Source organism: Protaetiibacter mangrovi (assembly GCF_024752305.1).
Classification (GTDB): Bacteria; Actinomycetota; Actinomycetes; order Actinomycetales; family Microbacteriaceae; genus Homoserinibacter; species Homoserinibacter mangrovi.
Map to the genome: position 1 here is coordinate 84,661 of NZ_JANTHX010000008.1, position 24,721 is coordinate 109,381.

General features: G+C 73.4%; 22 protein-coding genes. 9 read left to right on the forward strand and 13 right to left on the reverse strand.

All coding sequences use genetic code 11. From position 1 onward, the window contains the following. Positions 1 to 4: 4 nt before the first annotated feature. The 5 genes from metG to NUH29_RS11735 all read left to right on the forward strand — a co-directional run bounded on the left by metG (position 5) and on the right by NUH29_RS11735 (position 6,287). Entirely contained in the window at positions 5 to 1,606 is a 1,602-nt protein-coding gene (metG, locus tag NUH29_RS11715; RefSeq protein WP_258799352.1) for a methionine--tRNA ligase, read from the forward strand. Next, positions 1,603 to 2,568: a TatD family hydrolase gene (locus NUH29_RS11720; RefSeq protein ID WP_258799353.1), complete on the forward strand. Its 966-nt coding sequence runs from the start codon at positions 1,603 to 1,605 to the stop codon at positions 2,566 to 2,568. Before metG ends, NUH29_RS11720 begins: the two co-directional genes overlap by 4 nt. Continuing rightward, positions 2,565 to 3,398: a 16S rRNA (adenine(1518)-N(6)/adenine(1519)-N(6))-dimethyltransferase RsmA gene (rsmA, locus tag NUH29_RS11725; protein ID WP_258799354.1), complete on the forward strand. Its 834-nt coding sequence runs from the start codon at positions 2,565 to 2,567 to the stop codon at positions 3,396 to 3,398. Before NUH29_RS11720 ends, rsmA begins: the two co-directional genes overlap by 4 nt. Positions 3,399 to 3,430: 32 nt before the next feature. Then, positions 3,431 to 4,363, forward strand: coding sequence for a 4-(cytidine 5'-diphospho)-2-C-methyl-D-erythritol kinase (locus NUH29_RS11730; protein WP_258799356.1), 933 nt, complete (start codon positions 3,431 to 3,433; stop codon positions 4,361 to 4,363). Positions 4,364 to 4,457: 94 nt separating this feature from the next. Then, a complete protein-coding gene (locus NUH29_RS11735; protein ID WP_258799357.1) occupies positions 4,458 to 6,287 on the forward strand; it encodes an ABC-F family ATP-binding cassette domain-containing protein in 1,830 nt (609 codons plus the stop codon). A 3-nt stretch (positions 6,288 to 6,290) separates the two neighbouring features. Here the strand turns inward: NUH29_RS11735 and NUH29_RS11740 are convergent, their stop codons facing one another. Together NUH29_RS11740 and NUH29_RS11745 are read right to left on the reverse strand one after the other, a co-directional pair. Continuing rightward, the gene (locus tag NUH29_RS11740; RefSeq protein ID WP_258799358.1) at positions 6,291 to 7,046 is read right to left on the reverse strand and encodes a cache domain-containing protein; all 756 of its coding nucleotides are present in this window, start codon (positions 7,044 to 7,046) and stop codon (positions 6,291 to 6,293) included. Next, the gene (locus NUH29_RS11745; protein ID WP_258799359.1) at positions 7,043 to 7,804 is read right to left on the reverse strand and encodes a FadR/GntR family transcriptional regulator; all 762 of its coding nucleotides are present in this window, start codon (positions 7,802 to 7,804) and stop codon (positions 7,043 to 7,045) included. The genes NUH29_RS11740 and NUH29_RS11745 overlap by 4 nt, the downstream gene beginning before the upstream one ends. Before the next feature lie 126 nt (positions 7,805 to 7,930). On the opposite strand from NUH29_RS11745, the gene NUH29_RS11750 reads away from it, so the two are divergent. Genes NUH29_RS11750 through NUH29_RS11765 form a run of 4 tightly spaced genes read left to right on the forward strand, consistent with a single transcriptional unit; the run spans position 7,931 to position 11,984 of the window. Further along, positions 7,931 to 8,962 (forward strand): ABC transporter ATP-binding protein, encoded by a 1,032-nt coding sequence (locus tag NUH29_RS11750; RefSeq protein WP_258799360.1) that lies wholly within the window; start codon positions 7,931 to 7,933, stop codon positions 8,960 to 8,962. Between the two features lie 58 nt (positions 8,963 to 9,020). After that, positions 9,021 to 10,202: an ABC transporter substrate-binding protein gene (locus tag NUH29_RS11755; RefSeq protein ID WP_258799361.1), complete on the forward strand. Its 1,182-nt coding sequence runs from the start codon at positions 9,021 to 9,023 to the stop codon at positions 10,200 to 10,202. Between the two features lie 58 nt (positions 10,203 to 10,260). Further along, entirely contained in the window at positions 10,261 to 11,175 is a 915-nt protein-coding gene (locus NUH29_RS11760; RefSeq protein WP_258799362.1) for an ABC transporter permease, read from the forward strand. Between the two features lie 8 nt (positions 11,176 to 11,183). After that, the gene (locus NUH29_RS11765; RefSeq protein WP_258799363.1) at positions 11,184 to 11,984 is read left to right on the forward strand and encodes an ABC transporter permease; all 801 of its coding nucleotides are present in this window, start codon (positions 11,184 to 11,186) and stop codon (positions 11,982 to 11,984) included. Between the two features lie 23 nt (positions 11,985 to 12,007). On the opposite strand, the gene NUH29_RS11770 is transcribed toward NUH29_RS11765, so the two are convergent. Genes NUH29_RS11770 through NUH29_RS11820 form a run of 11 tightly spaced genes read right to left on the reverse strand, consistent with a single transcriptional unit; the run spans position 12,008 to position 24,619 of the window. Beyond that, a complete protein-coding gene (locus tag NUH29_RS11770) occupies positions 12,008 to 13,444 on the reverse strand; it encodes a sugar transferase (RefSeq protein WP_258799364.1) in 1,437 nt (478 codons plus the stop codon). 2 nt (positions 13,445 to 13,446) lie between these two features. Beyond that, complete coding sequence (locus NUH29_RS11775) at positions 13,447 to 14,757, reverse strand: UDP-glucose dehydrogenase family protein (protein ID WP_258799365.1); 1,311 nt, start codon at positions 14,755 to 14,757, stop codon at positions 13,447 to 13,449. Further along, on the reverse strand, positions 14,754 to 16,019 hold the full coding sequence (locus NUH29_RS11780) for a polysaccharide biosynthesis protein (RefSeq protein ID WP_258799366.1): 1,266 nt from the start codon (positions 16,017 to 16,019) through the stop codon (positions 14,754 to 14,756). Before NUH29_RS11780 ends, NUH29_RS11775 begins: the two co-directional genes overlap by 4 nt. Further along, the gene (locus NUH29_RS11785; RefSeq protein WP_258799367.1) at positions 16,016 to 17,065 is read right to left on the reverse strand and encodes a glycosyltransferase family 4 protein; all 1,050 of its coding nucleotides are present in this window, start codon (positions 17,063 to 17,065) and stop codon (positions 16,016 to 16,018) included. Before NUH29_RS11785 ends, NUH29_RS11780 begins: the two co-directional genes overlap by 4 nt. Continuing rightward, positions 17,066 to 18,202, reverse strand: a complete 1,137-nt coding sequence (locus tag NUH29_RS11790) for a glycosyltransferase family 4 protein (protein WP_258799368.1) — start codon at positions 18,200 to 18,202, stop codon at positions 17,066 to 17,068. Then, positions 18,199 to 19,302, reverse strand: a complete 1,104-nt coding sequence (locus NUH29_RS11795; protein ID WP_258799369.1) for a glycosyltransferase — start codon at positions 19,300 to 19,302, stop codon at positions 18,199 to 18,201. The genes NUH29_RS11790 and NUH29_RS11795 overlap by 4 nt, the downstream gene beginning before the upstream one ends. A gap of 16 nt (positions 19,303 to 19,318) precedes the next feature. Beyond that, complete coding sequence (locus NUH29_RS11800; RefSeq protein ID WP_258799370.1) at positions 19,319 to 20,632, reverse strand: DUF58 domain-containing protein; 1,314 nt, start codon at positions 20,630 to 20,632, stop codon at positions 19,319 to 19,321. A 3-nt stretch (positions 20,633 to 20,635) separates the two neighbouring features. Then, positions 20,636 to 21,595: an AAA family ATPase gene (locus tag NUH29_RS11805; RefSeq protein ID WP_308445774.1), complete on the reverse strand. Its 960-nt coding sequence runs from the start codon at positions 21,593 to 21,595 to the stop codon at positions 20,636 to 20,638. Positions 21,596 to 21,624: 29 nt separating this feature from the next. Next, a complete protein-coding gene (locus NUH29_RS11810; protein ID WP_258799372.1) occupies positions 21,625 to 22,821 on the reverse strand; it encodes a DUF4350 domain-containing protein in 1,197 nt (398 codons plus the stop codon). Beyond that, entirely contained in the window at positions 22,818 to 23,516 is a 699-nt protein-coding gene (locus tag NUH29_RS11815; RefSeq protein WP_258799373.1) for a DUF4129 domain-containing protein, read from the reverse strand. Before NUH29_RS11815 ends, NUH29_RS11810 begins: the two co-directional genes overlap by 4 nt. Further along, positions 23,507 to 24,619 carry a hypothetical protein gene (locus NUH29_RS11820; RefSeq protein ID WP_258799374.1) on the reverse strand — a complete coding sequence of 371 codons (1,113 nt, stop codon included), beginning with the start codon at positions 24,617 to 24,619 and terminating at the stop codon, positions 23,507 to 23,509. The genes NUH29_RS11815 and NUH29_RS11820 overlap by 10 nt, the downstream gene beginning before the upstream one ends. Between the last annotated feature and the right edge of the window lie 102 nt (positions 24,620 to 24,721).

Genomic DNA, 24,721 nt, shown 5'->3' on the forward strand with positions numbered 1-24,721 from the left:
GCGCATGCCGTCCGGCGAGAGCTTCTACATCACGACCCCGATCTTCTACGTCAACGACGTGCCCCACATCGGGCACGCCTACACGGAGGTCGCGGCCGATGTGCTCGCCCGCTGGCACCGTCAGGCGGGCGACGACACCTGGCTGCTCACCGGGACCGACGAGCACGGCCAGAAGATCCTGCGCACCGCCGTGGCGAACGGCGTCGAGCCCAAGGAGTGGGCGGACCGCCTCGTCGACTCCGCGTGGAAGCCGCTGCTCGAGACGATCGACATCGCCAACGACGACTTCATCCGCACCACCGAGGCCCGCCACGAGGACGCGGTCGCGGTGTTCCTGCAGAAGCTGCACGACGACGGGTTCATCTACTCGGGCGAGTACGAGGGCTACTACTGCGTCGGCTGCGAGGAGTACAAGCAGCTCGACGACCTCGAGCTCACCGAGGTCGGCGACTACGCGGGGCAGCTGGTGTGCCGCATCCACTCCCGCCCGGTCGAGATCCTGCGCGAGAAGAACTACTTCTTCAAGATGAGCGAGTTCCAGGACGCGCTGCTCGACCTGTACGAGACGCAGCCCGACTTCGTGCAGCCGGAGAGCGTGCGCAACGAGATCATCCAGTTCGTGCGGCAGGGGCTCTCGGATCTGTCGATCTCGCGGTCGAGCTTCGACTGGGGCATCAAGGTGCCGTGGGACGAGTCGCACGTCGTCTACGTGTGGTTCGACGCCCTGCTGAACTACGCCACCGCGGTCGGCTACGGCGCCGACGACGAGCGGTTCGCGCGCCGCTGGCCCGCCTACCACCTGGTCGGCAAGGACATCGCCCGCTTCCACGCCGTCATCTGGCCGGCCATGCTGATGGCCGCCGGTCTCCCGGTGCCGCACAAGGTGTTCGGCCACGGCTGGCTGCTGGTCGGCGGCGAGAAGATGTCGAAGTCGAAGCTCACCGGCATCGCCCCGCAGCAGATCACCGACACCTTCGGCTCGGATGCGTTCCGCTACTACTTCCTGCGTGCCATCACCTTCGGCCAGGACGGCTCGTTCAGCTGGGAGGACCTGTCGGCCCGCTACCAGGCCGAGCTCGCGAACGGCTTCGGCAACCTCGCCTCGCGGGTGGTCGCGATGGTCGACCGCTACTACGACGGGGTGCTGCCCGCCCCCGCGGAGTACGCGGATGCCGACCTGGCGGTGCAGGCGACGGTCGCGAAGGCCGCCGCCGATGCCGACGCCGCGATCGAGCGCTTCGCGATCAACGAGGCCATCGCCGCGATCTGGACGATCGTCGACGAGCTGAACGGCTACGTCACCGCGCAGGAGCCGTGGGTGCTCGCGAAGGACGAGGCGCAGCGCGCCCGCCTCGGCACCGTGCTCTACACGGCATCCGAGGGTCTGCGGGCGCTCGCGGTGCTGCTCGCGCCGATCGTGCCGAAGGCGACCGCGAAGCTGTGGACGGCGCTCGGTGCGGAGGACGCGCTCGGTCCGCTGGCCGAGCAGCGCATCCGCGAGGCCGGCGCCTGGGGCGCGCTGCCCGCGGGCTCGACGGTGCGCGCGCTCGAGGCGCTGTTCCCGCGGATCGAGGAGCCGGCGACGGCGGATTCGGGAGCCGCGTGACGGACGCGTTCCTGCGAGCGAGGGAGGCCCCGGACGGGCCGCCCCGGGACTACCCGCCCCTGCCCGAGGCGCTCGTGGTGCCCGTCTACGACAACCACACCCACCTGGAGATCGCCGACTCCGGCGAGCCCCTCGACTACCGGGAGCACCTCGACCGCGCCTCGAGCGTCGGGGTGAAGGGCGTCGTGCAGGTCGGCACCGACCTCGCGACCTCCCGCTGGAGCGCCGAGGTCGCGGCCGTCGAGCCGCGCGTGCTCGCGGCCGTGGCGCTGCATCCGAACGACACCCCCGAGCTGCTCGCCCGCGGCCTGCTCGACCAGCACCTGGCCGGCATCGACGAGCTCGCCACCCGCCCCCGGGTGCGGGCGATCGGCGAGACCGGCCTCGACTTCTTCCGCACCGACGAGTCGGGGCGCGACGCGCAGTTCCGCTCCTTCGAGGCGCACATCGACATGGCGAAGCGGCACGGGCTGGCCCTGCAGATCCACGACCGCGACGCGCATCGCGAGGTCGTCGAGACCCTCGACCGGCTCGGGGCGCCGGAGCGCGTCGTGTTCCACTGCTTCTCGGGCGATGCCGAGTTCGCGCGGCTCGTGGCCGAGCGCGGCTGGTACCTCTCCTTCGCCGGCACCGTCACCTTCAAGAACGCACAGAACCTGCGGGACGCGCTCGAGGTGATCCCGCGCTCGCGCATCCTCATCGAGACGGATGCGCCGTACCTGACCCCGACGCCCTTCCGCGGGCGGCCGAACGCGCCGTACCTCATCCCGCACACCCTGCGCGCGATGGCGGCGCACCTCGGCACCGACGCGTCGATGCTCGCCGCGCAGATCTCCTCCACCACCGAGGAGGTCTACGGCCACTGGGACGACGAGCCCGTCGACGCCCCCCGCGGCCCCTTCGACGCCCAGGTGGTCGAGGAGCGCCGTGCGGAGCACGACGCGTCTCGAGACCACACATGAGCGCGCTCCTCGGACCCGCCGAGATCCGCGACCTCGCCGACGCCCTCGACCTGCAGCCCACCAAGAAGCTCGGCCAGAACTTCGTCGTCGACGGCAACACCGTGCGCAAGATCGTGCGCAGCGCCGAGGTGGTGCCGGGGGAGCACGTCGTCGAGGTCGGCCCCGGGCTCGGCTCGCTCACCCTCGGCCTGCTCGAGGCGGGCGCGCGGGTCACCGCGATCGAGATCGACAGGCGACTCGCCGCCCAGCTGCCGGCCACCGTCGAGGCGATGCAGCCGGGCGCGCCGCTCGAGGTCGTCACGGCCGACGCGCTGCGCGTCGAGGCCGTCGCCGGCGACCCGACGGCGCTCGTCGCCAACCTGCCCTACAACGTCTCGGTCCCCGTGCTGCTGCACCTGCTGCACGTCGTTCCGAGCCTCACGAGCGCCCTCGTCATGGTGCAGGCCGAGGTCGGGCACCGTCTCGCCGCCGGCCCGGGCTCCCGCGTCTACGGCTCGCCGAGTGTCAAGGCGTCGTGGTACGGCGACTGGTCGATCGCGGGCACCATCAGCCGGCAGGTGTTCTGGCCGGTGCCCAACGTCGACTCCGTGCTCGTGCGGTTCCGCCGCGGCGAGCTGCCGGGCACCGACGAGCAGCGCGAGGCCGTCTTCGCCCTCGTCGACGCCGCCTTCGGGCAGCGCCGCAAGATGCTCCGTCAGGCGCTCGCGGATGCGCTGGGCGGTTCGGCGGCCGCATCCGCCACGCTCGAGGTGGCCGGTGTCGACCCCACCGCGCGGGGCGAGCAGTTGACGGTCGCCGACTACCTCCGGGTGGCGCTCGCCCGCGGGTGAACGATGCGTTCCACCTCCCCTAGGGTGGAGGAATGACCACCTCCGGACGCGCCTCGGTGCACGTCAAGGCGCCGGGGAAGATCAACGTCTTCCTGAAGGTGGGGGCCATCGACGACACCGGATATCACGATGTCGCGATCGCCTACCAGGCGGTCTCGCTCTACGAGGACGTGCGCGCGACCCTCGCCGACGACTTCTCGGTCGAGGTCACCGGTTCGGTCGAGCTCTCGCGGGTGCCGCTCGACGGCGGCAACATCGCGATCAAGGCCGCGCGCCTGCTCGCGGCGCGCACCGGCCATGCGGGCGGTGTGCACATCCGCATCGAGAAGCACGTGCCCGTGACGGGCGGCATGGGCGGCGGGTCGGCGGACGCCGCGGCCACCCTGGTCGCGTGCGACGCCCTGTGGGGCACCGAGCTGCCGCGCGACGAGATGCTCGAGCTCGCCCGCAAGCTCGGCGCCGACGTGCCGTTCGCGTTCACCGGCGGAACCGCGATCGGCACCGGGCGCGGCGACGAGCTCTCGCCCGCGCTCGCGCAGGGCACCTTCCACTGGGTGCTCGCCCTCGCCGACTTCGGGCTCTCGACCCCGGCCGTCTACGCCGAGCTCGACGAGCACCGGCGCCGGCACGCCCTCGACATCTTCCCCGCCGATCCGCGGCCCTCGGTCGATGCCGCCGTGCTGCACGCCCTGCGCGCGGGCGACCCGCACATGCTCGCCGAGGCCCTGCACAACGACCTGCAGGCGCCCGCCCTGCACCTCGAGCCCTCGCTCGCCGACGTGCTCGAGCTGGGGGAGCAGAACGGCGCGCTCGCCGGCATCGTGTCGGGCTCCGGCCCGACGGTCGCCTTCCTCACGGCGGATGTCGACTCGGCGCTCGAACTGCAGGTCGCCCTCTCGGCGTCCCGGCTCAACGTCGTGCGCGCCACCGGTCCCGTGCACGGCGCCCGCATCGTCGGAGACTGAATCGTCTCCCCAGCTGTCCGCCGCCTGCGCCGCGATCGGGTACCGGCGTGGTCGCGCGGCGTCGACTGAGGCGCCGCCCGCCTAGGCTCGTCGGGTGGCACACCTGCTCGGCGCCGAAGGCATCTCCCTCTCGTTCCCCACGAAGGACGTCTTCGACGACGTCACCGTCGGGCTCGACGAGGGCGACCGCATCGGTGTCGTCGGCCGCAACGGCGACGGCAAGTCGACCCTGCTGCGCATCCTGGCCGGACGCCAGCAGCCCGACGCGGGGCGGGTCACCGTGCGCGGCGGCACGCGCATCGGCATGCTCGACCAGTCGGACGCGCTGCCCGACGACGAGACCGTGCACCACGCGGTGGTCGGCGACCGAGCCGAGCACGAGTGGGCGGGCGACGCGAAGGTGCGCGACGTCATCCGGGGCCTCCTCGGCGACCTGCCGTGGGATGCCCGCATCGGCGACCTCTCGGGCGGTCAGCGCCGTCGGGTGGCGCTCGCCGCACTGCTGAGCCGCGACTGGGACGTCGTGTTCCTCGACGAGCCCACCAACCACCTCGACATCGAGGGCGTCGCGTGGCTCGCCGAGCATCTGAAGGGCCGCTGGTCGAGGAATCAGGGCGGCCTCGTCGTGGTCACCCACGACCGCTGGTTCCTCGACGAGATCTCCACCGACACCTGGGAGGTGCACGACGGCGTCGTCGAGCCCTTCGAGGGCGGGTACGCCGCCTACGTGCTGCAGCGGGTGGAGCGCGACCGGATGGCGGCGGCATCCGAGGCGAAGCGCCAGAACCTCATGCGCAAGGAGCTCGCCTGGCTGCGCCGCGGTGCCCCGGCCCGCACGAGCAAGCCCAAGTTCCGCATCGATGCCGCGAACGCCCTCATCGCCGACGTGCCCCCGGTGCGCGACCGGGTCGCCCTCGAGCAGCTCGCCACCTCGCGGCTCGGCAAGGATGTCGTCGACCTCGTCGACGTCTCGGTGTCGTACCCGGATGCGGCGGGCGGCGCGCGCGAGATCCTGCACGACGTGACCTGGCGCATCGCGCCCGGCGAGCGCACCGGCATCCTCGGCGTCAACGGGGCGGGCAAGTCGACGCTGCTGGGTCTCGTCTCGGGCGCCGTGCAGCCGACGGCCGGGCGGGTGAAGACCGGCAAGACGGTGCGCATCGCGGTGCTCGACCAGCGCCTCGCGGAGCTCGACGAGATCGCGCAGGATCGGGTGGCCGACGTGATCGGCCGCCAGCGGGCCGCGTATCGCACCGGGTCGGGGGCCGAGCTCACCCCGGGGCAGCTGCTCGAGCGGCTGGGCTTCTCGAACGCGCAGCTCTCGACGCCCGTGAAGGATCTCTCGGGGGGCCAGAAGCGCCGCCTGCAGCTGCTGCTCATCCTGCTCGACGAGCCCAACGTGCTGATCCTCGACGAGCCCACCAACGACCTCGACACCGACATGCTCGCCGCCATGGAGGACCTGCTCGACTCCTGGCCGGGCACTCTGCTCGTCGTCTCGCACGACCGGTACCTGATCGAGCGCGTCACCGATCAGCAGTACGCGGTGCGGGGCGGGCGGATGCGCCACCTCCCCGGAGGTGTCGACGAGTACCTCGCCCTGCCCTCGCCGGTGGTCGAGGAGCGCCCGTCTCGCTCGCCGGTGGTCGAGGAGCGCCCGGCGGAGCCGGACGCGTCGCGAGACCACCCTCCCGCCCTCACCGGCGCCGAGCGCCGCACGCTCGAGAAGGAGTTCGCCGCCGTCGAGCGCCGCATGGGCAGGGTGGCCGACGCGATCACCGCCCAGCACGACGCGTTCGCCGTCGCCGACCAGAGCGACTACGCCGAGCTCCAGCGCCTGCAGGCCGAGCTGGCCGCGCTCGAGTCGGAGTCGGCCGAGCTCGAGGAGCGCTGGCTGGTGCTCGGCGAGCGGCTCGAGGGCTGAGCCCTAGCCGACGACGAGCGCGAGCGAGCTCGCCCCGCAGGAGCGCACCGCCTGGCCGCCGGGCAGGCGCAGGTCGATCGCATCCGGATGCGCCTCCCGCAGCGGGGCGAGCGCCTCGGCCAGCCCGTCGAGCCGGAGGATCGCCCCGGGCTCCCGCCGTGCGTCGGTCGCCGCGACGATGCGGCCCGAGGCGTTGACGAGCGCGGCGGGTGCGCCGAGGCCCCGCAGCCCGGGCAGCACGCGCGACTCGATGCGGTCGACGAGCGCGTCGCATCCGACCACCCCGAGGAACCGGTCCTCGACGACGATCGGCACGGTCAGGGTGACGGCGTAGTCGTCGGTGCACAGGTAGTCGACGTAGGGCCCGGTGAGGTGCCGCGCGCCGGTGCGGAACGGGATGCGCCACCATTCGAGGGTCGTGTAGTCGCGGAAGCTGTCGCTCGTCTCGTCGTCGACGGTGGCGAGGCGCCGCACCTCGGCGCCGGGTGACCCGAGCCACCACGCGAGGTGCCAGCGCGCGTCGCTCAGCAAGCCGGGGGCGGCGACGAAGCCGGCCCCGGTGATGAGCGGGTCGTCGGTCACGGCGGGGACGGCGAACTCCTCGACGACCGGGTCGAGGGTGCGGGCCGTGGGTTCGGCGGCCTCCAGGTGGGCTTCGAGTCGCCGGCGCCATCCGTCCACCGTGGTGAAGAGGTCCTCGACGATGCCTGCCACCTCCTCGGCGGCGCGCGCGGGTGCGGGTGCGGTGGTCGCGGTCATGCGGGGTCTCCCGTCTCGAGGCGCAGCTTCTCGTCGATGAGCCATCCGGTCGCGTCGTCGATGAGCGAGAGGACGGCGGACCGGGCGGCGGCCGGGGCGACCTCCCGGATCGCGGCGATCACCTCGGTGCGCGCGACGGCGGTGCGCTCACGGTACTCCGCCTCGCGCAGGCACAGCCACACGAGGGGCCCCGCCTCCGCCTGCAGCCGCACCTCTTCCCGCACGAGGCGCGGGGACTGGCTGATCGCGGCGACCTCGAGCTGGAAGCGCAGCAGCGCGCGCCGGGCGCCGCCCTCGGTGCGGAGGTCGGCGTCGTGGTGGATGGCGACGAGGCTCTCCAGGTCGTCGTCGCTCGCGCGATCGGCCGCGAGCTCCGCGGCGGTTCCGGCGATCGCCGACAGGTGCACGGCGAGGTCGCGCAGCTCGATGCGGGAGTGCCCCTGCAGCCGCGCCTGGAGGGTGCGTGCAGCCGCCTCGCGGTCGTAGGTCACGAAGCTGCCCCCGTCGCGCCCGCGTCGGGTCCGCACGAGGCCGTGGTCGCGCAGCGACTCGAGCGCTTCGCGCGCCGTGACCAGGGCGACCCCGAGCGAGCGGGAGAGCTCGGCCTCGCTCGGGAGGCGCTCGCCGTCGCGCAGCAGGCCGCCGACGATGGCGTCGCCGATGCGCCGCTCGACGAGCTCGGCCCGCCCGGCGCCGTCGTCCAGGGGCGCGAAGACCACCGAGCGGGTGGCGTCCCGGTGTCCGGTGGAGCGGGGCATGGCGGCGTCGTCCTGTCGCGGGGAGTCGGCGCGGGGGCCGAGTCGTGACACGACCGTAACACGCCCGACGTGCGCTAGACATATGGTTCTATATGAATAGTCGACGAGGATGTCACGAGGAGGACGATGACCGCGCAGCCGGCCATTCGACTGTCCGGGCTCACCAAGGAGTTCGCGTCGGTCACGGCGGTCGACCACGTCGATCTGGAGATCGCGGAGGGCGAGTTCTTCTCTATGCTCGGGCCGTCGGGATCGGGCAAGACCACCGTCCTGCGCCTGATCGCCGGATTCGAGCAGCCGACGGGCGGCACCATCGAGCTGTTCGGAGCGGACGTCACCCGCACGCCGCCGTTCGATCGGCCCGTCAACACGGTGTTCCAGGACTACGCGCTCTTCCCGCACATGTCGGTGCTCGACAACGTCGCCTACGGGCTGCGGGTGCGGGGCGTCGGCCGGGCCGAACGGCGCGAGCGGGCGATGCGGGCCCTGGCCGCGGTGCGGCTCGACGGCTTCGCCGACCGCAAGCCCGCCCAGCTCTCGGGGGGCCAGCGCCAGCGCGTCGCCCTCGCCCGCGCGACCGTGGTCGAGCCGAAGGCGCTGCTGCTCGACGAGCCGCTCGGCGCACTCGACCTGAAGCTCCGCGAGCAGATGCAGGTCGAGCTGAAGCAGCTCCAGCGCGAGCTCGGCATCACCTTCATCTTCGTGACGCACGACCAGGAGGAGGCGCTCACCCTCTCCGACCGGGTCGCCGTCTTCCACGACGGCCGCATCGAGCAGCTGGGCACCCCGCGCGAGCTGTACGAGAACCCCGCCTCGCATTTCGTCGCCGACTTCGTCGGCACCACCAACCTGTTCGGTCCCGACCACGCGCGCACCGTGCTCGGGCGCGAGGGCGAGTTCTCGATCCGCCCCGAGAAGCTCACGCTGGCCGCCGCACCGAGCGCCGCCGGCGGTGAGCGCAGCGCGGCCGGCACGGTGGTCGACTCGATCTACCTCGGCAGCGGGCTGCGGCACATCGTCGACCTCGACGACGGCCCGCGCATCAGCGTGCTCGAGCGCAACGACCGCTCCCGCACCGTCGACCCGGGCCGGGGCGACCGGGTGCACGTCACCTGGCACGACGAGGACGTCGTCGCTCTCATCCCTCCGGGCGCCTGACGCCACCCGACGAACCACCGCACCACCACCGTCCCACCACACCGAGAGGAAACACAGCATGAGGACCATCTCCCGCGGCCGGCGCGCAGCCGCCGCATCCATCACCGCGGTCGGGGCGATCGCCCTGCTCGCCGCCTGCGGCACCGCCGGTGGCGGTGGAGGCGGTACCGCCTCCGAGCAGGAGGAGCTCGGCGACTTCGAGGGCAGCGTCTCGATCCTCGCCTGGCCCGGCTACGTCGAGGACGGCAGCAACGATCCCGAGGTCGACTGGGTCTCGGGCTTCACCGAGAAGACCGGATGCGCGGTCGTCTCCAAGTCGTACGGCACCTCCGACGAGGCGGTCAGCCTCATGAAGACGGGCGACTACGACGTGGTGGCGGCCTCCGGCGACGCGACGCTGCGCCTCATCGCGGCGGGTGACGTGGCTCCCGTGAACACCGACCTCATCCCGAGCTACGCCGGGGTCTACGACTTCCTCAAGGAGAAGGAGTGGAACTCGGTCGACGGCGTCTCCTACGGCGTGCCGCACGGGTACGGCGCGAACCTGCTCATGTACAACACCGACGTCGTCTCCCCGGCGCCGACCTCGTGGGACGTCGTGTTCGACGGCGCCTCCGCCTACTCCGGCAAGGTGACCTCGTACGACTCCCCGATCTACATCGCCGATGCGGCGGTGTACCTCATGGCGCACGAGCCCGACCTCGGCATCACGAACCCGTACGCGCTCGACGAGACGCAGTTCGCGGCCGCCGTCGACCTGCTGAAGGCCCAGCGCTCGCACGTCGGCGAGTACTGGTCCGACTACCTCAAGGAGATCCAGGCCTTCGAGTCGGGCGACTCGGTCGTCGGCACCACCTGGCAGGTCATCCAGAACGTGCTCGCGGGCGAGGTGTCGAACACCGCGGTCGTGCTGCCCGACGAGGGGGCGACCGGCTGGTCGGACACCTGGATGATCGCGTCGAAGGCGAAGAGCCCGAACTGCGCGTACGCGTGGCTCGACTGGATCGCCAGCCCCGAGGTCAACGCACAGGCGACCGCCTACTTCGGTGAGGCGCCGTCGAGCGATGCGGCGTGCGACTTCCGCGACGACTGCGAGGCGTACCACGCCGGCGACGCCGACTACGCGTCGAAGATCTGGTACTGGACCACGCCGATCGCCGAGTGCGTCGACGGACGCACCGACGTGGAGTGCGTCGACTACTCGAAGTGGACCGAGGCCTGGTCCGAGATCAAGGGCTGATCCACCCGCCGGGGCGGTGCGCGAGCGCCGCCCCGGCACCCCCCTCCGAGGAGCATCCGTGACATCCGCGCACACCACCCGGCGCGCCCCCGCCCTGCCGCGGGCGAGCGCGGCCCGCCGGGGTTCCGCGTTCCTGACCGCGCATCCGCGGGTCCGGCTCGGGCTCCTGCTCGCCGCGCCGCTGTTCTGGCTCGTCGTCGTCTACATCGTCGCGCTCGTGCTGCTGCTCGTCACGGCGTTCTGGACCGTCGACTCGTTCACGGGCGAGATCCGCATCGACTGGACCCTCGACAACATCGTCACGGTGCTGACGGGCGCGCTGTACCAGACGGTCACCCTCCGCACGGTCGGCGTCGCGGCGGCGGTCACCGTGATCGACGTGCTGCTGGCCCTGCCGATCGCGTTCTTCATGGCGAAGGTCGCGGGGCCGCGCCTGCAGCGCATCCTCGTCATCGCGGTGCTGATGCCGCTGTGGGCGAGCTACCTCGTCAAGGCCTACGCCTGGCGGTCGGTGCTGTCGCAGGACGGCATCCTCGAATGGCTGCTGGCGCCGCTCGGCCTGCACACCCCCGGCTACGGGCTCACCGCGACGATCATCACCCTCTCCTACCTCTGGCTGCCCTACGTGATCCTGCCGATCTACGCGGGCCTCGAGCGGGTGCCCGACTCGCTGCTCGAGGCGTCGTCGGACCTCGGCGGGCGCACCTGGCGCACCATGCGCAGCGTCGTGCTGCCGCTCGCGTTCCCGGCGATCGTCGCCGGCACGATCTTCAGCTTCTCGCTCTCGCTCGGCGACTACATCACCGTCAACATCGTCGGCGGCGCGAGCCAGATGCTCGGCAACCTCGTCTACACGAACGTGGGCGCCGCCAACAACCTGCCGCTCGCGGCGGCGATCGCGCTCATCCCGATCGTGATCATCTTCGGCTACCTCGCGCTCGTGCGTCGCACGGGCGCCCTCGACAACCTCTAGGACGACGGATGCGACTCGGACGCGCGGCGCGGATCACGCTGGGGGCGGTGACCGCCCTCATCCTGGTGGTGATCTACCTGCCCCTGCTCGTGGTGCTCGCGAACTCGTTCTCGACCTCGACCTCGCTCAGCTGGCCGCCGCCCGGCTTCACGCTCGAGTGGTGGGGGCGCGCCTTCCAGAGCGCGGGCGCCCTCGACGCGGTCGGCACGAGCGTCGCGGTGGCGGTCGTCGCGACCGCGGTGGCGCTCGTGCTCGGCACCCTCATCTCGCTCGCGCTGCAGCGTTTCGCCTTCTTCGGGCGGGATGCCATCTCGCTGCTCGTCGTGCTGCCGATCGCGCTGCCCGGCATCATCACCGGCATCGCGCTCAACAACTTCTTCCGCACCATCCTGGGGGTGCCGCTGTCGATCTGGACGGTCGTGATCGCCCACGCGACGTTCTGCATCGTGACGGTCTTCAACAACGTCATCGCGCGCCTGCGGCGGCTCGGCGTGAACCTCGAGGAGGCGTCGGCCGACCTCGGCGCCGGGGTGTGGACGACGTTCCGCCTGGTGACCTTCCCGCAGCTGCGCTCCGCCCTGCTGGCCGGGGGCCTGCTCGCCTTCGCTCTCAGCTTCGACGAGATCATCGTCACCACCTTCACCGCCGGGTCGGGGGTGACGACGCTGCCGATCTTCATCCTGAACAACATGTTCCGGCCGAACCAGGCGCCGATCGTCGCCGTCATCGCGGTGGTGCTCGTCGTGGTGTCGATCGTTCCGATCTACCTCGCGCAGCGCCTCTCGGGTTCGGAGCAGACCCGCCGCTGAGCGCCGACGCCGACCGCCGCCGGTCAGTAGGCGCCGCGTCGCGCCAGCACCGCGCGTCCGGTGCGCCACAGCAGCACGATGTCGCCGACGAGAGACCAGTTCTCGACGTAGTAGAGGTCGAGTCGCACCGCGTCCTCCCAGCCGAGCGCGCTGCGTCCGCTCACCTGCCAGAGGCCGGTGATGCCGGGCTTCACGGTGAGCCGCCGGGAGGCGAGATGGTCGTACAGCGCGATCTCGGCGGGAACCTGCGGCCGCGGTCCGACGAGCGACATCGCCCCGCGCAGCACGTCGAACAGCTGCGGCAGCTCGTCGATGCTCGTGCGACGCAGGAAGGCGCCGATGCGGGTGAGGCGCGGATCGTCCCGCACCTTGAAGAGGGGGGTCTCGGCCGTGCCCTGCGCCTCCAGGAGCTCCGCGAGCTCGGCGTCCGCCCCCAGCCGCATCGAGCGGAACTTGTGCATCCGGAACGGCTCGCCGTCCTTGCCGATCCGCGTCTGGGTGAAGAGCACCGGTCCGGGGCTCGTGACCCGCACGGCGACCACGGTCGCCAGCAGCACGGGCGAGAGCACCACCACGGCGAGCAGCGCGCCGAGCACGTCGAAGGCGCGCTTCGTGAAACGGCTCGCTCCCCGGTAGCGCGGCGTCTCCACGTGCACGAGCGGCAGCCCGGCCACCGGTCGCGCATGGATGCGGGGTCCGGCCACGTCGACGAGGTTCGGCACCACCACGAGGTGCTGGTCGCCCGGCACGAGCGACCACGAGAGCTCGCGCAGCTGCGGGGCGGAGAGGCCGTGACCCGACACGACGACGACGGTGTCGGCGCCCGTCTCGGCCATCACCGACGCGAGCTCCTCGATCGGGGCGACGCGGATGCCGTCGCCCAGCCCGTCGAGCCGACGGGGATCGGAGGTGCAGGCCGCGACCGGGCGGTAGCCGGCATCCGTCTGCTGCCGCAGGGTGACGACGATGTTCCGCACCTCCTCGCTGCCTCCGAGCACGACGCAGCGTGCGCTGTACCCGCCCGTGCGGCGCACGGAGTGCAGCCACCGCCTCCACGCCCAGCGCTCGACGAGCAGGGCGAGCAGCCCGACCGGGAGCGCCACGAGCAGATAGCCGCGGCTCACCTGCACCTGCAGGGCGAACCCCGCGATGGCGACGACGCCGAACAGTTGCAGGGTCGCCGAGGTCACGCGACGGTACTCGTCCGATCCGGCGCCCACGATGCGGGGCTCCCGGGTGGCCGCGACGGTCAGCGCGATCGCCCACGCGCCGATCAGGGCGAGGGAGAAGAGGGTGTAGTTCACCGCGAACGCCGTGAGCTCCTCCGGCACGTCGAGCTGGCGGGAGTCGACACCGAACCACAGCAGCTGCGCGCCCGCGACGGCTCCGGCCACCACGAGGAGGTCGCTCCAGGCGAGCCGCCGCGTGTACGACAGCCGCCAGCGGCGGGCGTCGTCCATGGTCAGGGGCGTCCCATGCCGCGGTAGGTCCAGCCCGCGGCGCGCCATGCCTCCGGGTCGAGGCAGTTGCGCCCGTCGACGATCGTGCGGGTGCCCACGAGCGATCCCGCGTGCTCGGGGTCGAGCTCGCGTCGGTACTCGTCCCACTCGGTGACGACGAGCACGGCGTCCGCGTCGCGCAGCGCCTCGTCGCGATCGGCGACGTAGTCGAGCTGCGGATGCACGCGCCGGGCGTTCTCGATCGCCGCCGGATCGGTGACGACGACGTGCGCGCCGAGTCCGCGCAGGCGCACGGCGGCGTCCAGGGCGGGGGAGTCGCGGATGTCGTCGCTGTGCGGCTTGAACGCGGCGCCGAGCACCGTCACCCGCTTGCCGTGCGCGCTCCCGCCGAGCGCATCCACGACGAGCTGCACCGCGCGCTCCCGTCGGCGCAGGTTGATCGCGTCCACCTCGTGCAGGAAGGCGACGGATTCGCCGCGGCCGAGTTCCTCGGCGCGCGCCGTGAACGCCCGGATGTCCTTCGGAAGGCAACCGCCCCCGAAGCCGATCCCCGCGCCGAGGAAGCGGCGTCCGATCCGGGCGTCGTGCCCGATGGCATCCGCGAGCTGGGTGACGTCGGCGCCGGTGACCTCGGCGATCTCGGCCATGGCGTTGATGAAGGAGATCTTGGTGGCGAGGAACGCGTTGGCCGAGACCTTGACGAGCTCGGCGGTCGCGTAGTCGGTCACGATGAACGGCGTGTCGGTCGCGACGGCCGTGTGGTACACCTCGCGCAGGATCGCGGCGGCGCGCTCGCCCTCCTCGCCCGCCGGAACGCCGGCGACGAGCCGGTCCGGACGGATGGTGTCCTCGACGGCCCAGCCCTCGCGGAGGAACTCGGGGTTCCACACCAGCGTGGCGCCCGCGGGGTCGACCCGCTCGGCCAGTCGCGCCGCGGTCCCGACCGGCACGGTCGACTTTCCGGCGACGACGTCTCCGGGGGAGAGGTGGGGGAGCAGTGCGTCGATCGCCGCGTCGACGAAGCGCAGATCGGCCGCGTGCCCGTCCTTCGACTGCGGCGTTCCGACGCCCACGAAGTGCACGGCGCTGCCCGCGACCTCGGCCATGTCGGTCGTGAACCGCAGGCGCCCCGAGGCCAGCCCCGCGCTCAGGAGCTCGTCGAGGCCCGGCTCGAAGAAGGGCGCCGCGCCGCTCGCGAGCGCCGCCACCTTCGCCTCGTCGACGTCGACGCCGACCACCTCGTGGCCGATCGAGGCCATCGCGGCGGCGTGCACCGCACCCAGGTAGCCGCATCCGATGACGGACAGTCTCATCGTGTCTCCTCCACGTCCGCGTCATGCCTACCAGACCTCGCGGCGGCCGCGGCCGCCCGCCGACGGAATCGGATCAGCGTCGCGAGCTGGGTCGTGAGCACCGCGGCCTCGGCGATCAGCACCCCGACGAAGGCGCCCTCGGCCCCGAAGGCGATCGTCAGCAGGGCGATCGCGGGAAGGCCGACGAGCGATCCGACGACGGCGCTGCGGAGCAGGCCGCCCTGCGCTCCCGCCGCGGCGAGCGCGATCCCCCCCACCGCCCTGCTCATCGTCACGACCGCGATCATGACCCCGAGCACGGCGGACGCACGGAGGTCGATCGTCGCGGTGCCGGAGAACAGCAGCTCGGACGCCCAGGGCGCGGCCACGGCGAACACGCCGCCGGCGAGCACCCCGACGCCGGCGTTCACCGCCACGGCGCGCAGGGCCCGTTCGACCCGGGCCCGTCGGGTGGCGGCGGCGCCGACCCAGCTCTGGAACATGCTCGGCATCGGCGCGAGCCCCGCGAGCCCCATCTTCGCGAGTCGATCCCCGGCGGCGAAGACGGCCAGCTGCGCGACGTCGACGAGCGCCGCGACGAGGATCGTCGGGAGCTGCAGGTAGCCGTTGCTCACGAGGCGCGCCAGGGTCACATGGCGCTGCGCCCGGACGGCGACCGCGGCCCGCGCGAGCGTGATCCCCCGGAAGTCGGCCGCCCGCACCCCGAGCGCCAGGGCGGTGGTCGCCGGGAGGAGCAGCGCGGGCAGCAGCAGACCGACGACCCCGTACACCCAGAGCCCTGCGCCGAGGTGGATGAGCAGGGTCGCGAGGGACACGAACGCGATGCGGGGTGCGGTGTCGAGTGCGAGCAGGCGCCACGGCCGACCGAGCCCGATGAACACCCAGGTGTTGCCGAGGCCGAGCGCGCAGGTGGCGATCGCGACGGTGATCGCCTCGAACGCGCGGCCCGGTGCGACGAGGGGGGCGAGGAGCGCGCACAGGATCGCGGCGGGCACGAAGGTCAGCATCCGCGAGGCGATCGAGAGCGCGATGGTGCGGCGCCGGGACCCGACCCCGCTCCGCGCGATCCGCAGGGGTCCGTTCCACGACCAGCCGAGTTCGACGAGGGTCCCGGCGATCGCGCCGAGCGCCACCGCGACGGCGATCGCCGCCCACGCGGTCGCCCCGAACGCGGAGGTGATCGCGGGCAGCGCGACGAGGGGGATGACGGCCCCGAGGAGCGGGACGAGGGCGAAGCCGACCACCCGACGCGTCGCGCTCATCCGGGCCCCCGCTCGGCGGCCGACACGCACGCGTCGCGGAACACGGGGCGCACGGCGTCGACCGTGAACAGCTCGAGGGCGCGTCGCCGGGCCGCGTCGCCGAGCTCGCGGCGGAGAGCCGGGTCGCGCAGCTCGTCCAGCACGGCGGTCAGAGCGCGCGGGTCGCCCGGGGCGAACACCCGGCCCGTGTCGCCGAGGGCCCAGCGCAGCGGTTCGAAGTCGGCGACGGCGATCGCCCGGCCCGCGATCATCGCGTCGATCAGCTTGGCGGGGAGCTGCGCCGTGGAGTGCACCTCGCCCGGCATGCTCGGGATGACGACGATGTCCCCGCGCCGCACCAGCTCCCGTCCCTCGTCGAGCGTGGTGGGGCCCACCCAGTCCTCGTGGGGCAGGCGGTCGCGGGGAGGGTCGTCGGTGATCGCCAGGCGCAGGCCCGCGTCGGCCACCGCCCGCCGCAGCACGCCCAGGCCCTTGTGCCGTCGGTTCGTCCCGACGAAGACGACCGTCGGCGAGGTCGAGGCGGCCTCCGCGCCCGGGCCCGTGTCGAGCCTCGCGTGGGGCACGACCTCGCCGCCGTAGCGCCGCTGGAGCACCGGGTTGCTGACGATCACCGGATGCTCGCCGACGCGCCGTCGCAACCGCCGCGCCGCCCGCACCCGCCGCCGCCGCAGCACGGCCTTGGCGAGCGCGCGGATCGGCTGCCCGACCCCGAGGATCGACTCGAGGTCGGGGTCGTCGATGTCGAGGAGCACGGGGGTCGACCCCGCCACCTCGAGTGCGCGTCCGAAGGAGCCGGGCAGGGGCTTCACGGCGATGACGAGATCGGATCGCGCCGCGAGCTCGGCGACCAGGCCGTCGTCCGCGACGACCGCGCAGTCCCGGGCGAACGCCGAGCCCCGCACGGGGTACCAGAGCTCGTCGCCGGTCGGCGCCACGACCCGGCACCTCCAGCCGAGGCTCTCGGCGAGGGTCCAGAGCACCTCGGCGCGCCCGGTGGAGTTGTCCGAGAGGTCGGGGGTGAGCAGGAGCACGCTGCGCGACGACATCTAGCGCTCGACCTCCCGTCTGAGCAGCGCGTCGAGCGCCTCGACGGCGGCCGCGTCCGAGAACCGCGACGCCGACGCGACGGCCGCGTCGCCGATCCGCGTGCGCAGCTCGGGATCGTCGAGCAGCCTCTCCAGCAGCTCGGCGAGCGCCTCCGGATCGTCGGGGGCGATGAGGAAGCCGTCGACCCCGTCCTCGACGATCTCGGTCGGGCCCCCCTGCGCCGACGCGATCGTGACCAGTCCGCTCGCCAGCCCCTGCACGACCACCTGGCCGAACGGCTCGGGCGAGATCGAGCACGCCACCAGCACGTCGGACGCCGCCCGCAGCTCGCGGGTGTCGGCCACGTGGCCCACCATCTCGACCGCGAACGGCGCCGAGGCGACGGCCCGGCGGAGCGCCTGCTCGTAGGCCGGGTCCTCGTGGGCGCCCGACCCCGCGATGGTCACCGAGATCTCCCCACCGCGACCGCGTGCCTGGAGGATGCGCGCCGCCGCGAGCAGCACATGGATGCCCTTCCAGTGCGCGAGCCTGCTGAGGGACAGGATGCGCAGCGCCCCGCCCTGCGCCGGATGCGCGGGGCGCGGCGTGCCGTCGATCCCGCACACCGGGAAGGCGATCCCGGCCCGCTCGCGGATGGAGGCGACCGGGATCGTCGACGCCGTCCACCTGCTGTTGGCGATCACGCCGTCGAAGCGGCGCAGCATCCACCGACCGAGCAGCAGCCGCTTGCCGAAGCCCTTGCGCGCCGGGTTCAGGTCGTCCCGCATGAGGAACACACGTCTCTCGCCGGCGATCCTCGGCAGCGACGCCAGGATCAGGCCCGCGCGGTTGCTGTTGGCGACCACCAGCTCGGGGCGCAGCTCGGCGATGCTGCGGCGCAGCCGCGACCGCGCCTCGCGCGACGACGGCCGGCCGCGGCGCCCCTCCACGATCTCGACGGCGAGGCCGCGCCCGAGGGCGACCTCGTCGAACGCGGTCCCGCCCGCGAGCAGCAGGAGGTGGACGTCGTCGAGGCCCGTCAGGGCCAGGTAGCGCGCGAGGCCGAGCTGGCCGCCTCCCGGGAGCCCGGAGTGGTCGACGAAGAGCACGCGCGCAGACCCCGTCGCGTCGCCCATGCCGTCGCCCGTCCCGCTCACGGTGTCGACATCCAGGCCGCGATCTCCCGCCGGAACCTCGCGTCGGAGAAGCGCGAGGCCCGAGCCGGGAGACCGATCCGGTCGACCCCGTCCGCCGCGTCCACGGCGCGTCGCCACCCCGACGTCGTCGGCTCGGCGACGCTCGTCCCCCCGTCGGCGAGGGTGACGCCCTCGATCGCGCCGCCCTCGGCGCTCACGATCACGGGGGTCCCGCACGCCATCGCCTCCACGGGCATGATGCCGAAGTCCTCCACGGCGGGGAACACGTAGGCACGGGCCGCCTGGTAGAGGGCGAAGAGCAGGGCGTCCGAGGGCGCGAGCACGAACACGACCGGGATCGTGGCCCGCTCCGCCCGGCCGAGGAGGGCGCGATGCTCGGGTCCGTCCCCGGCGAGCACGACCGGCATCCCGGTCGCCTCCCCGGCCTCGATCACCCGGTCGAGGCGCTTGTAGCCGACGAACCGCGACGCCCCCAGCAGGAAATCGTCGGGCAGTCCCTCCCGGATCCTGAGCTCCTCGGCACCGAGGCGCTCGCGCCAGTCGCCGCCCGCGATGATCGTCTCGGTGTCGACGGGCGGATGGATGACGTCGGCGTCGCGGTCCCACGCGCTGCGGATGCGGCGCCGCGTGTACTCGCTGTTCGCCGCCATCCGGACCGACTCCTGGGCCCGTCGGCGATCGATCGGCTGCAGCACGCGCGAGGCCGCGCGGACGAGGGGGCGGCGGCCGCGGGCGTCGACGGCGGGATCCCAGATGTAGCGGGCGGGCGTGTGCACGTAGGAGTACTTGGGCACCTGGCGGTCGCCGCCCAGGCGAGCGTGGTGCGCGAACAGGTGCGAGCTGACGAGCATCCACTCGTAGGGGCGGCGCGATCTCAGGGTGCGCCAGGTGGCGGGCAGGACGGGCACGCTGAGCGCCTTGCTCCTGCGGAGCGGGGTGCGCGCCAGCCAGGTCTCGTAGACGGCGCCGCCGAACCGGTCCGGGTCGTCGTTCCAGAGCACCTGCAGGTCGGCATCCGGGAACATCCGGACGAACTGCTCGACCACGTTCTCCGATCCGCCCCGCGGGGAGAGCCACTCGTGGACGATCAGGCCGGTCATCGGCCGGTGCCCCCCGTCACAGCCGGCCCGCCGCCTTCAGCGCCAGGTAGTGGTCGGCCAGGGCGGGAGGGAGCTCCTGCGGCGCACCCGTCACGACCTCGCCCCCGAGGCGCCGGATGGCGGCGGCCACCCGGGTCGCGTCCTGCACCGCGCGTTCGGCCGACGCGGCGCGGTACACCTCGTCGCTCGCCGTGCGGGTCGCGGTGGCCGCGATGACCTCCGGGTCGGTCACCGACGCGACCACCACCGTGTGCCGCCGGGTGAGCTCGGGCAGCATCGCGAGCAGCGGCTGCGCGGCACCGGGGGCGTCGATCGTCGTCAGCAGCACGACGAGCGCCCGGTGCGGCGTGATGGAGCGCACGAGAGCCGGCACCCCGTACCAGTCGGGCTCGATCAGCTCGGGCTCGATCGGGGCGAGCACGTCGACCATCCGCGCCAGCAGCTGCGCTCCCGTCGCCCCCTGCACGCGCCCGCGCACCCGTCGGTCGTAGACCGCGAGATCGACGCGGTCGCCGGCGCGGGTGGCCAGCGCGGCGAGCAGCAGGCTGGCCTCGAAGGCGGTGTCGAGGCGCACCTCGTCGGCGATCCGCGCCGCGGCCGAGCGCCCGGAGTCGATCACGATGACGATGCGGCGATCCCGCTCCGGTCGCCAGGTGCGCACCACGAGCTTCGCGCCGCCGCCCGCCGGATCCCGCCGACGGGCCGTCGCGCGCCAGTCGATCGAGCGCACGTCGTCGCCGCGCACGTACTCCCGCAGGCTGTCGAACTCGGTGCCCTGCCCCCGCACGAGCAGGCTCGTGCGCCCGTCCAGTTCGCGCAGGCGCGCGATCCGCGAGGGCAGGTGCCGCCTGGACGCGAACGGCGGCAGCACGCGCAGCGCGCCGGGGACGCGCAGGGTGCGCTGGCGCGCCACGAGATGCAGCGGACCGGTCGAGCGCACCGTCACCCCGGCGGCGCGCAGCTCGCCGCGGCGGGTGGGCGTGAGCGTCGTCTGCAGCGCCCGCCGCTCGCCGGGCGGCACCAGCAGCCGCTGCCGGGCGGGTCGCGCGCCGGCCGACGGCTGCCAGGCGTCGCGCACCGCGCCCCGCACGGTGCGCCGCCCCGAGTTCACGATCACGAGCCGCGCCTCGACCGGTTCGCCGAGGCGCGAGCGCGCCGGCACCTCACGGGTCACCCGCAGCCCGCCGGGGGATCCGGCCAGCAGCGCGTCCACGATGCCGCCGAGGGTCAGCAGTGCCGCCCACAGCGCGAACCCCGGCCAGCCGCCGAGCAGCACGACGGGCACGGCGCCCACCGCGAGCACCGCCACGAACCACCCCGAGATCGCCATGGCTCAGATCGGTACGCGGACCTGCTGCACCACGGACCGCAGCACGGCGTCCGGTCCGACGCCCTCCAGCTCTGCCTCCGGTCGCAGCTGGATGCGGTGCCGCAGCACCGGAAGCGCCATCGCCTGGATGTGGTCGGGCGTCACGCCGGGCGCACCCGACAGCCACGCCCACGCCCGCGACGCCGCGAGCAGCGCGGTGGTGCCGCGGGGGCTCACCCCGAGGCGCACCGACGGGCTCTGCCGCGTGCCGCGCGCGAGGTCGACCGCGTAGCCGAGCACGTCCGCGCTCACCGGCATCCGCGCCACGTCGGCCTGCGCCTCCTGCAGCGTCGCGGCGTCGAGCACCGGGGTGACACCCGCCGCCTCGAGGTCGCGGGGGTCGAACCCCGAGGCGTGGCGCTCCAGCACCTCGACCTCCGCCTCGCGGGGCGGCAGGTCGAGAACGAGCTTCAGCAGGAAGCGGTCGAGCTGGGCCTCCGGCAGCGTGTAGGTGCCCTCGTACTCGATGGGGTTCTGCGTCGCCGCCACCAGGAACGGCACCGGCAGCTTGCGGGTCGCGCCGTCGGCGGAGACCTGCCGCTCTTCCATCGCCTCGAGCAGGGCCGACTGCGTCTTCGGGGGCGTCCGGTTGATCTCGTCGGCGAGCAGGATGTTGGTGAACACCGGCCCCTCGCGGAACTCGAACTCCCCGGTCTTCGGGTCGTAGACGACCGAGCCCGTGATGTCGCCCGGCATCAGGTCGGGGGTGAACTGCACGCGTCGGGTCTCGAGCGAGAGCGACCGCGAGAGCGAGCGCACGAGCAGCGTCTTCGCCACACCGGGCACGCCCTCGAGCAGCACGTGCCCGTTCGCGAGCAGGGCGATCAGCAGGCCGGTCACGGCGCCGTCCTGGCCGACCACCGCCTTGCCGACCTCGTGGCGCACCCGCGCCAGACTCTCGCGGAGCTCGGATGTGGTGGCCATGTCGTCCATTCTCTCGGGTCGGTCGGAGGTCAGTCGGGCTGCACCGCGCGGCGGAGCTCCTGCTCGAGGCGCAGCAGCCCGTCGGAGAGCCCCACGAGGGCGCGGTCGTCGCGCGCCTCGGCGCTGCGCAGCAGGAAGTCGATCGTGGCCGGGTCGCGGCCCGTCGCGGCGGCGGTCGCGGCGACGATCTCGTCGTCGGATGCCGTGCGGGCGAGTCCGAGGGTCCGCGCGAGCCGGGCGAGGGTCGCGGTGCGCAACGTCGCGAGCGCGTGATCGCGGGCACCGCCGCGCTCGTACAGCCGGGCGCGCCCCTCCATCGTCTCGCTCGAGCGCACCACCACCGGCAGGTCCTCGACGACCACGGGTCCCATCCGGCGTCCGCGCCAGACCGCGGCGGCGACGCCGACCAGCAGCAGCAGCACCACCAGCGGCAGGAACCACGGCCCCTGGTGCGCGGCGAGGCTGTTCGAATCCTCGAAGGCGTAGTCGTCGACGTCCGGCTGGTACCAGACCAGCCGGGGCTGCTCGCCGAGCAGCCCGAGCGCGAGGGCGGCGTCGCCCTGCGAGGCGATCGTGTCGTTGCCGAGCAGATCGCCGAGCCCCAGCACCGTGATCGTCAGGGTTCCGCGATCCACCCGCACGAGCGCGGAGCCGCCCTGCCCGTCGGCGTAGCAGCGCGTCGCCGACGCGGGGGCCGTGTAGGCGTCGCCGTTCCCCGCGATCCGACCCGCGCGCTGGGCGGCCGGCAGTGCGCAGTCCGCCGCGAAGGTGCCGCCGGCGAACCCCGCGTACTCCACCCCGGGCGCGAGCCGCGCGAGGGCGGCGTCGGTCGGCTGGACGATCACGAGGTGCTCGGCGAGGGGCAGCATCTCCTGATACGCCTCGTCGGTCAGCACCCACCAGTCGTCGTCGACGAGCAGGGTCGCGTCGCGGCCGTCGCCGAGGGCCGACTGCATCTCCCAGAAGGAATGGACGAGCTGCACGTCGACGCCCTGCTGCTCCAGCACCTGGGCGAGCGCCATCGCGCCGCCGGGGGAGGGGTCGTCGGGGGAGCGCAGGTGCTCGCCCACCTGCGAGCCGCGACCCGCCGCCCACACGACGAGCACCCCGAACACCACGACGAGACCGATGGCGACCCAGAGCAGCACGAGGCCGACGCGCCTGCCGCGCGGCCGCTCGCCGGATGCCGGCGTCGCGGGGGCCGTGCCTGCCACGGGCGCGCTCACGATTCGACCCTCGCGAAGGACGGCGCCTCGGCGGTCGCGGTCTCGCCGTCGAGCCGCGGGCGGGAGCGCTGGATCGCGTCGTCGAGCGCGACCAGCCGTTCGTAGCGTTCGCGGTCGCCCGCCTCGCCGAGGTACCGCACGGCGTCGAAGTCGGATGCCGCCCGCTCGAGCGCGGGGGCGTGCTCCGGCAGCGGTGCGGCCGCGCGGCGGGCGACGTCGTGCGCCGTGCTGCCCGGCACCGTGGTGACGAGCGTGCGCTCGTGCAGCGAGCGGGCGATCGCCCGGAACCGTTCCGCGATCGCCTCGCCCCAGCGTCCGTCCCGTGCCGCCGCGTCCGCGTCGCGCCGCATGGCGGCGGCGTCGCGGCGGTCGTCGGCCTCGAACAGCTCGTCGCCCGCGGCGAGCGCGCTGCGACGTCGCAGCCGCGGCACCCCGAACACCAGGAACGCCACGACGAGCACCGCGATCCCGACGACGACGAGCACCACGACCCAGGCGGGCACCGTGTTCTCGCCGCCGAGCGAATGGGTCAGCTCGTCGAACCAGCGGTACAGGCGCTCGAGCCAGTCCGGCGTGCCGGAGCCCTGCTCGCCCTGCTGGTACCGCGACTTCGCGAGCTCGTCCTCGAGCAGCCGTCGCGCCTCGTCGCGATCGGGGTCGACGGGCACGTCGACGGGCAGCCGGCTCATCCCCATGCCGACCCCTCCGCGGCCGGATCGGCCGACGGGCGGATCGCCGCCTGCGGAACCTCGGCGGGCGGGCGGTACGGGTCGGTCTCGGTGGGATCGAAGCGGGTCGTCGGCCGGCGCCGTTCCATGAAGCGCGCGAGCTCGAGATCGAGGCCCTCGCGGCGCATGCGCAGATCGAGATACAGGATCGCGTCGGTCGCGGTCGTCACGACGAGGCCGACCGCGCCGATCACGGCCGCCACCACCGCCGCCACCACCTCGCCGACGGCCGAGACGGTCAGGTAGTCGCCGATGTCGCCGTTGCCCGCGAGGATGCCGGTGAACCACGAGGCGATGAGCTGCACCGGCACCCCGACGAGCGCCGTCGCGATCCAGATCGTCGACCAGCACAGCGCGCGGATGCCGAAGGTGCGCCAGAACCGGCGCCTGGTCAGGCTCCAGGAGCGGCGGATGCCGGCCCCCAGCCGCAGCCGCTCCACGACGAGCGCCGAGGGGACCACCGCGAGCTTCGTGCCGAGCCAGGCCAGCAGCACGGCGACCGCGGGGAACACGAGGACGCCGCCGACGACGCCGAGACCCGGGTCGATCGTCGTGAGCACGCCGAGCAGGGCCACCGCGCCCAGCCCGACCACCGCGAACGCTGCGATCACGATCGCCGTCCAGCCGAGCAGGGGCGCCCGCACCCCCCGGGTGCGACGCCGCAGGCCCCCGCCGGTCAGCCGCCGGCCGACGACGGCGTGCGCGACGTCGACCGCCGAGACGCCCTGCTGCAGGATGCCGGCGCCCATCACGAGCGCGCGGTCGACGACGAAGCCGATCGCCCCCGCCCCGAAGACGGCCAGCCAGGCGTACAGCCCCACCGCTCCGTAGCCGGATCCGGTGGCGGCGACCAGCGGCTGCACCACCACCAGGCCGAATCCGGTGCTGCCGAGCGTCGCCACGAGCGAGAGCACGATCGCGGGGCCGAGGGTGACCCCGGGATTGTGGCGGAGCGCCCGGAAGGCCCCCGCCAGGATCTGCCCGAGGGTCAGGGGGCGCAGCGGCACGAACGGCTCGCGGGCGGGCGGAGTCCAGCTCGGTGCCGGGAACGCACCGGTGAACTCGGTCACGCGGTCCCCTTCCCTCGCATCCGACGCTCGTCCGGCTGGGGCATATGCTTCCATACCCCGACTAGTCTGAGCAGAACCGAACGGGCCCGGACCGCCGGGTGG

Bases quoted from the DNA above. Each gene is read 5' to 3' on its own strand.
- metG (WP_258799352.1), top strand. From the start codon at position 5: ATGCCGTCCGGCGAGAGCTTCTACATCACGACCCCGATCTTCTACGTC.
- rsmA (WP_258799354.1), top strand. From the start codon at position 2,565: ATGAGCGCGCTCCTCGGACCCGCCGAGATCCGCGACCTCGCCGACGCC.
- NUH29_RS11730 (WP_258799356.1), top strand. From the start codon at position 3,431: ATGACCACCTCCGGACGCGCCTCGGTGCACGTCAAGGCGCCGGGGAAG.
- NUH29_RS11740 (WP_258799358.1), bottom strand. From the start codon at position 7,046: ATGACCGCGACCACCGCACCCGCACCCGCGCGCGCCGCCGAGGAGGTG.
- NUH29_RS11745 (WP_258799359.1), bottom strand. From the start codon at position 7,804: ATGCCCCGCTCCACCGGACACCGGGACGCCACCCGCTCGGTGGTCTTC.
- NUH29_RS11750 (WP_258799360.1), top strand. From the start codon at position 7,931: ATGACCGCGCAGCCGGCCATTCGACTGTCCGGGCTCACCAAGGAGTTC.
- NUH29_RS11755 (WP_258799361.1), top strand. From the start codon at position 9,021: ATGAGGACCATCTCCCGCGGCCGGCGCGCAGCCGCCGCATCCATCACC.
- NUH29_RS11765 (WP_258799363.1), top strand. From the start codon at position 11,184: ATGCGACTCGGACGCGCGGCGCGGATCACGCTGGGGGCGGTGACCGCC.
- NUH29_RS11770 (WP_258799364.1), bottom strand. From the start codon at position 13,444: ATGGACGACGCCCGCCGCTGGCGGCTGTCGTACACGCGGCGGCTCGCC.
- NUH29_RS11775 (WP_258799365.1), bottom strand. From the start codon at position 14,757: ATGAGACTGTCCGTCATCGGATGCGGCTACCTGGGTGCGGTGCACGCC.
- NUH29_RS11780 (WP_258799366.1), bottom strand. From the start codon at position 16,019: ATGAGCGCGACGCGTCGGGTGGTCGGCTTCGCCCTCGTCCCGCTCCTC.
- NUH29_RS11785 (WP_258799367.1), bottom strand. From the start codon at position 17,065: ATGTCGTCGCGCAGCGTGCTCCTGCTCACCCCCGACCTCTCGGACAAC.
- NUH29_RS11795 (WP_258799369.1), bottom strand. From the start codon at position 19,302: ATGACCGGCCTGATCGTCCACGAGTGGCTCTCCCCGCGGGGCGGATCG.
- NUH29_RS11800 (WP_258799370.1), bottom strand. From the start codon at position 20,632: ATGGCGATCTCGGGGTGGTTCGTGGCGGTGCTCGCGGTGGGCGCCGTG.
- NUH29_RS11805 (WP_308445774.1), bottom strand. From the start codon at position 21,595: ATGGCCACCACATCCGAGCTCCGCGAGAGTCTGGCGCGGGTGCGCCAC.
- NUH29_RS11815 (WP_258799373.1), bottom strand. From the start codon at position 23,516: ATGGGGATGAGCCGGCTGCCCGTCGACGTGCCCGTCGACCCCGATCGC.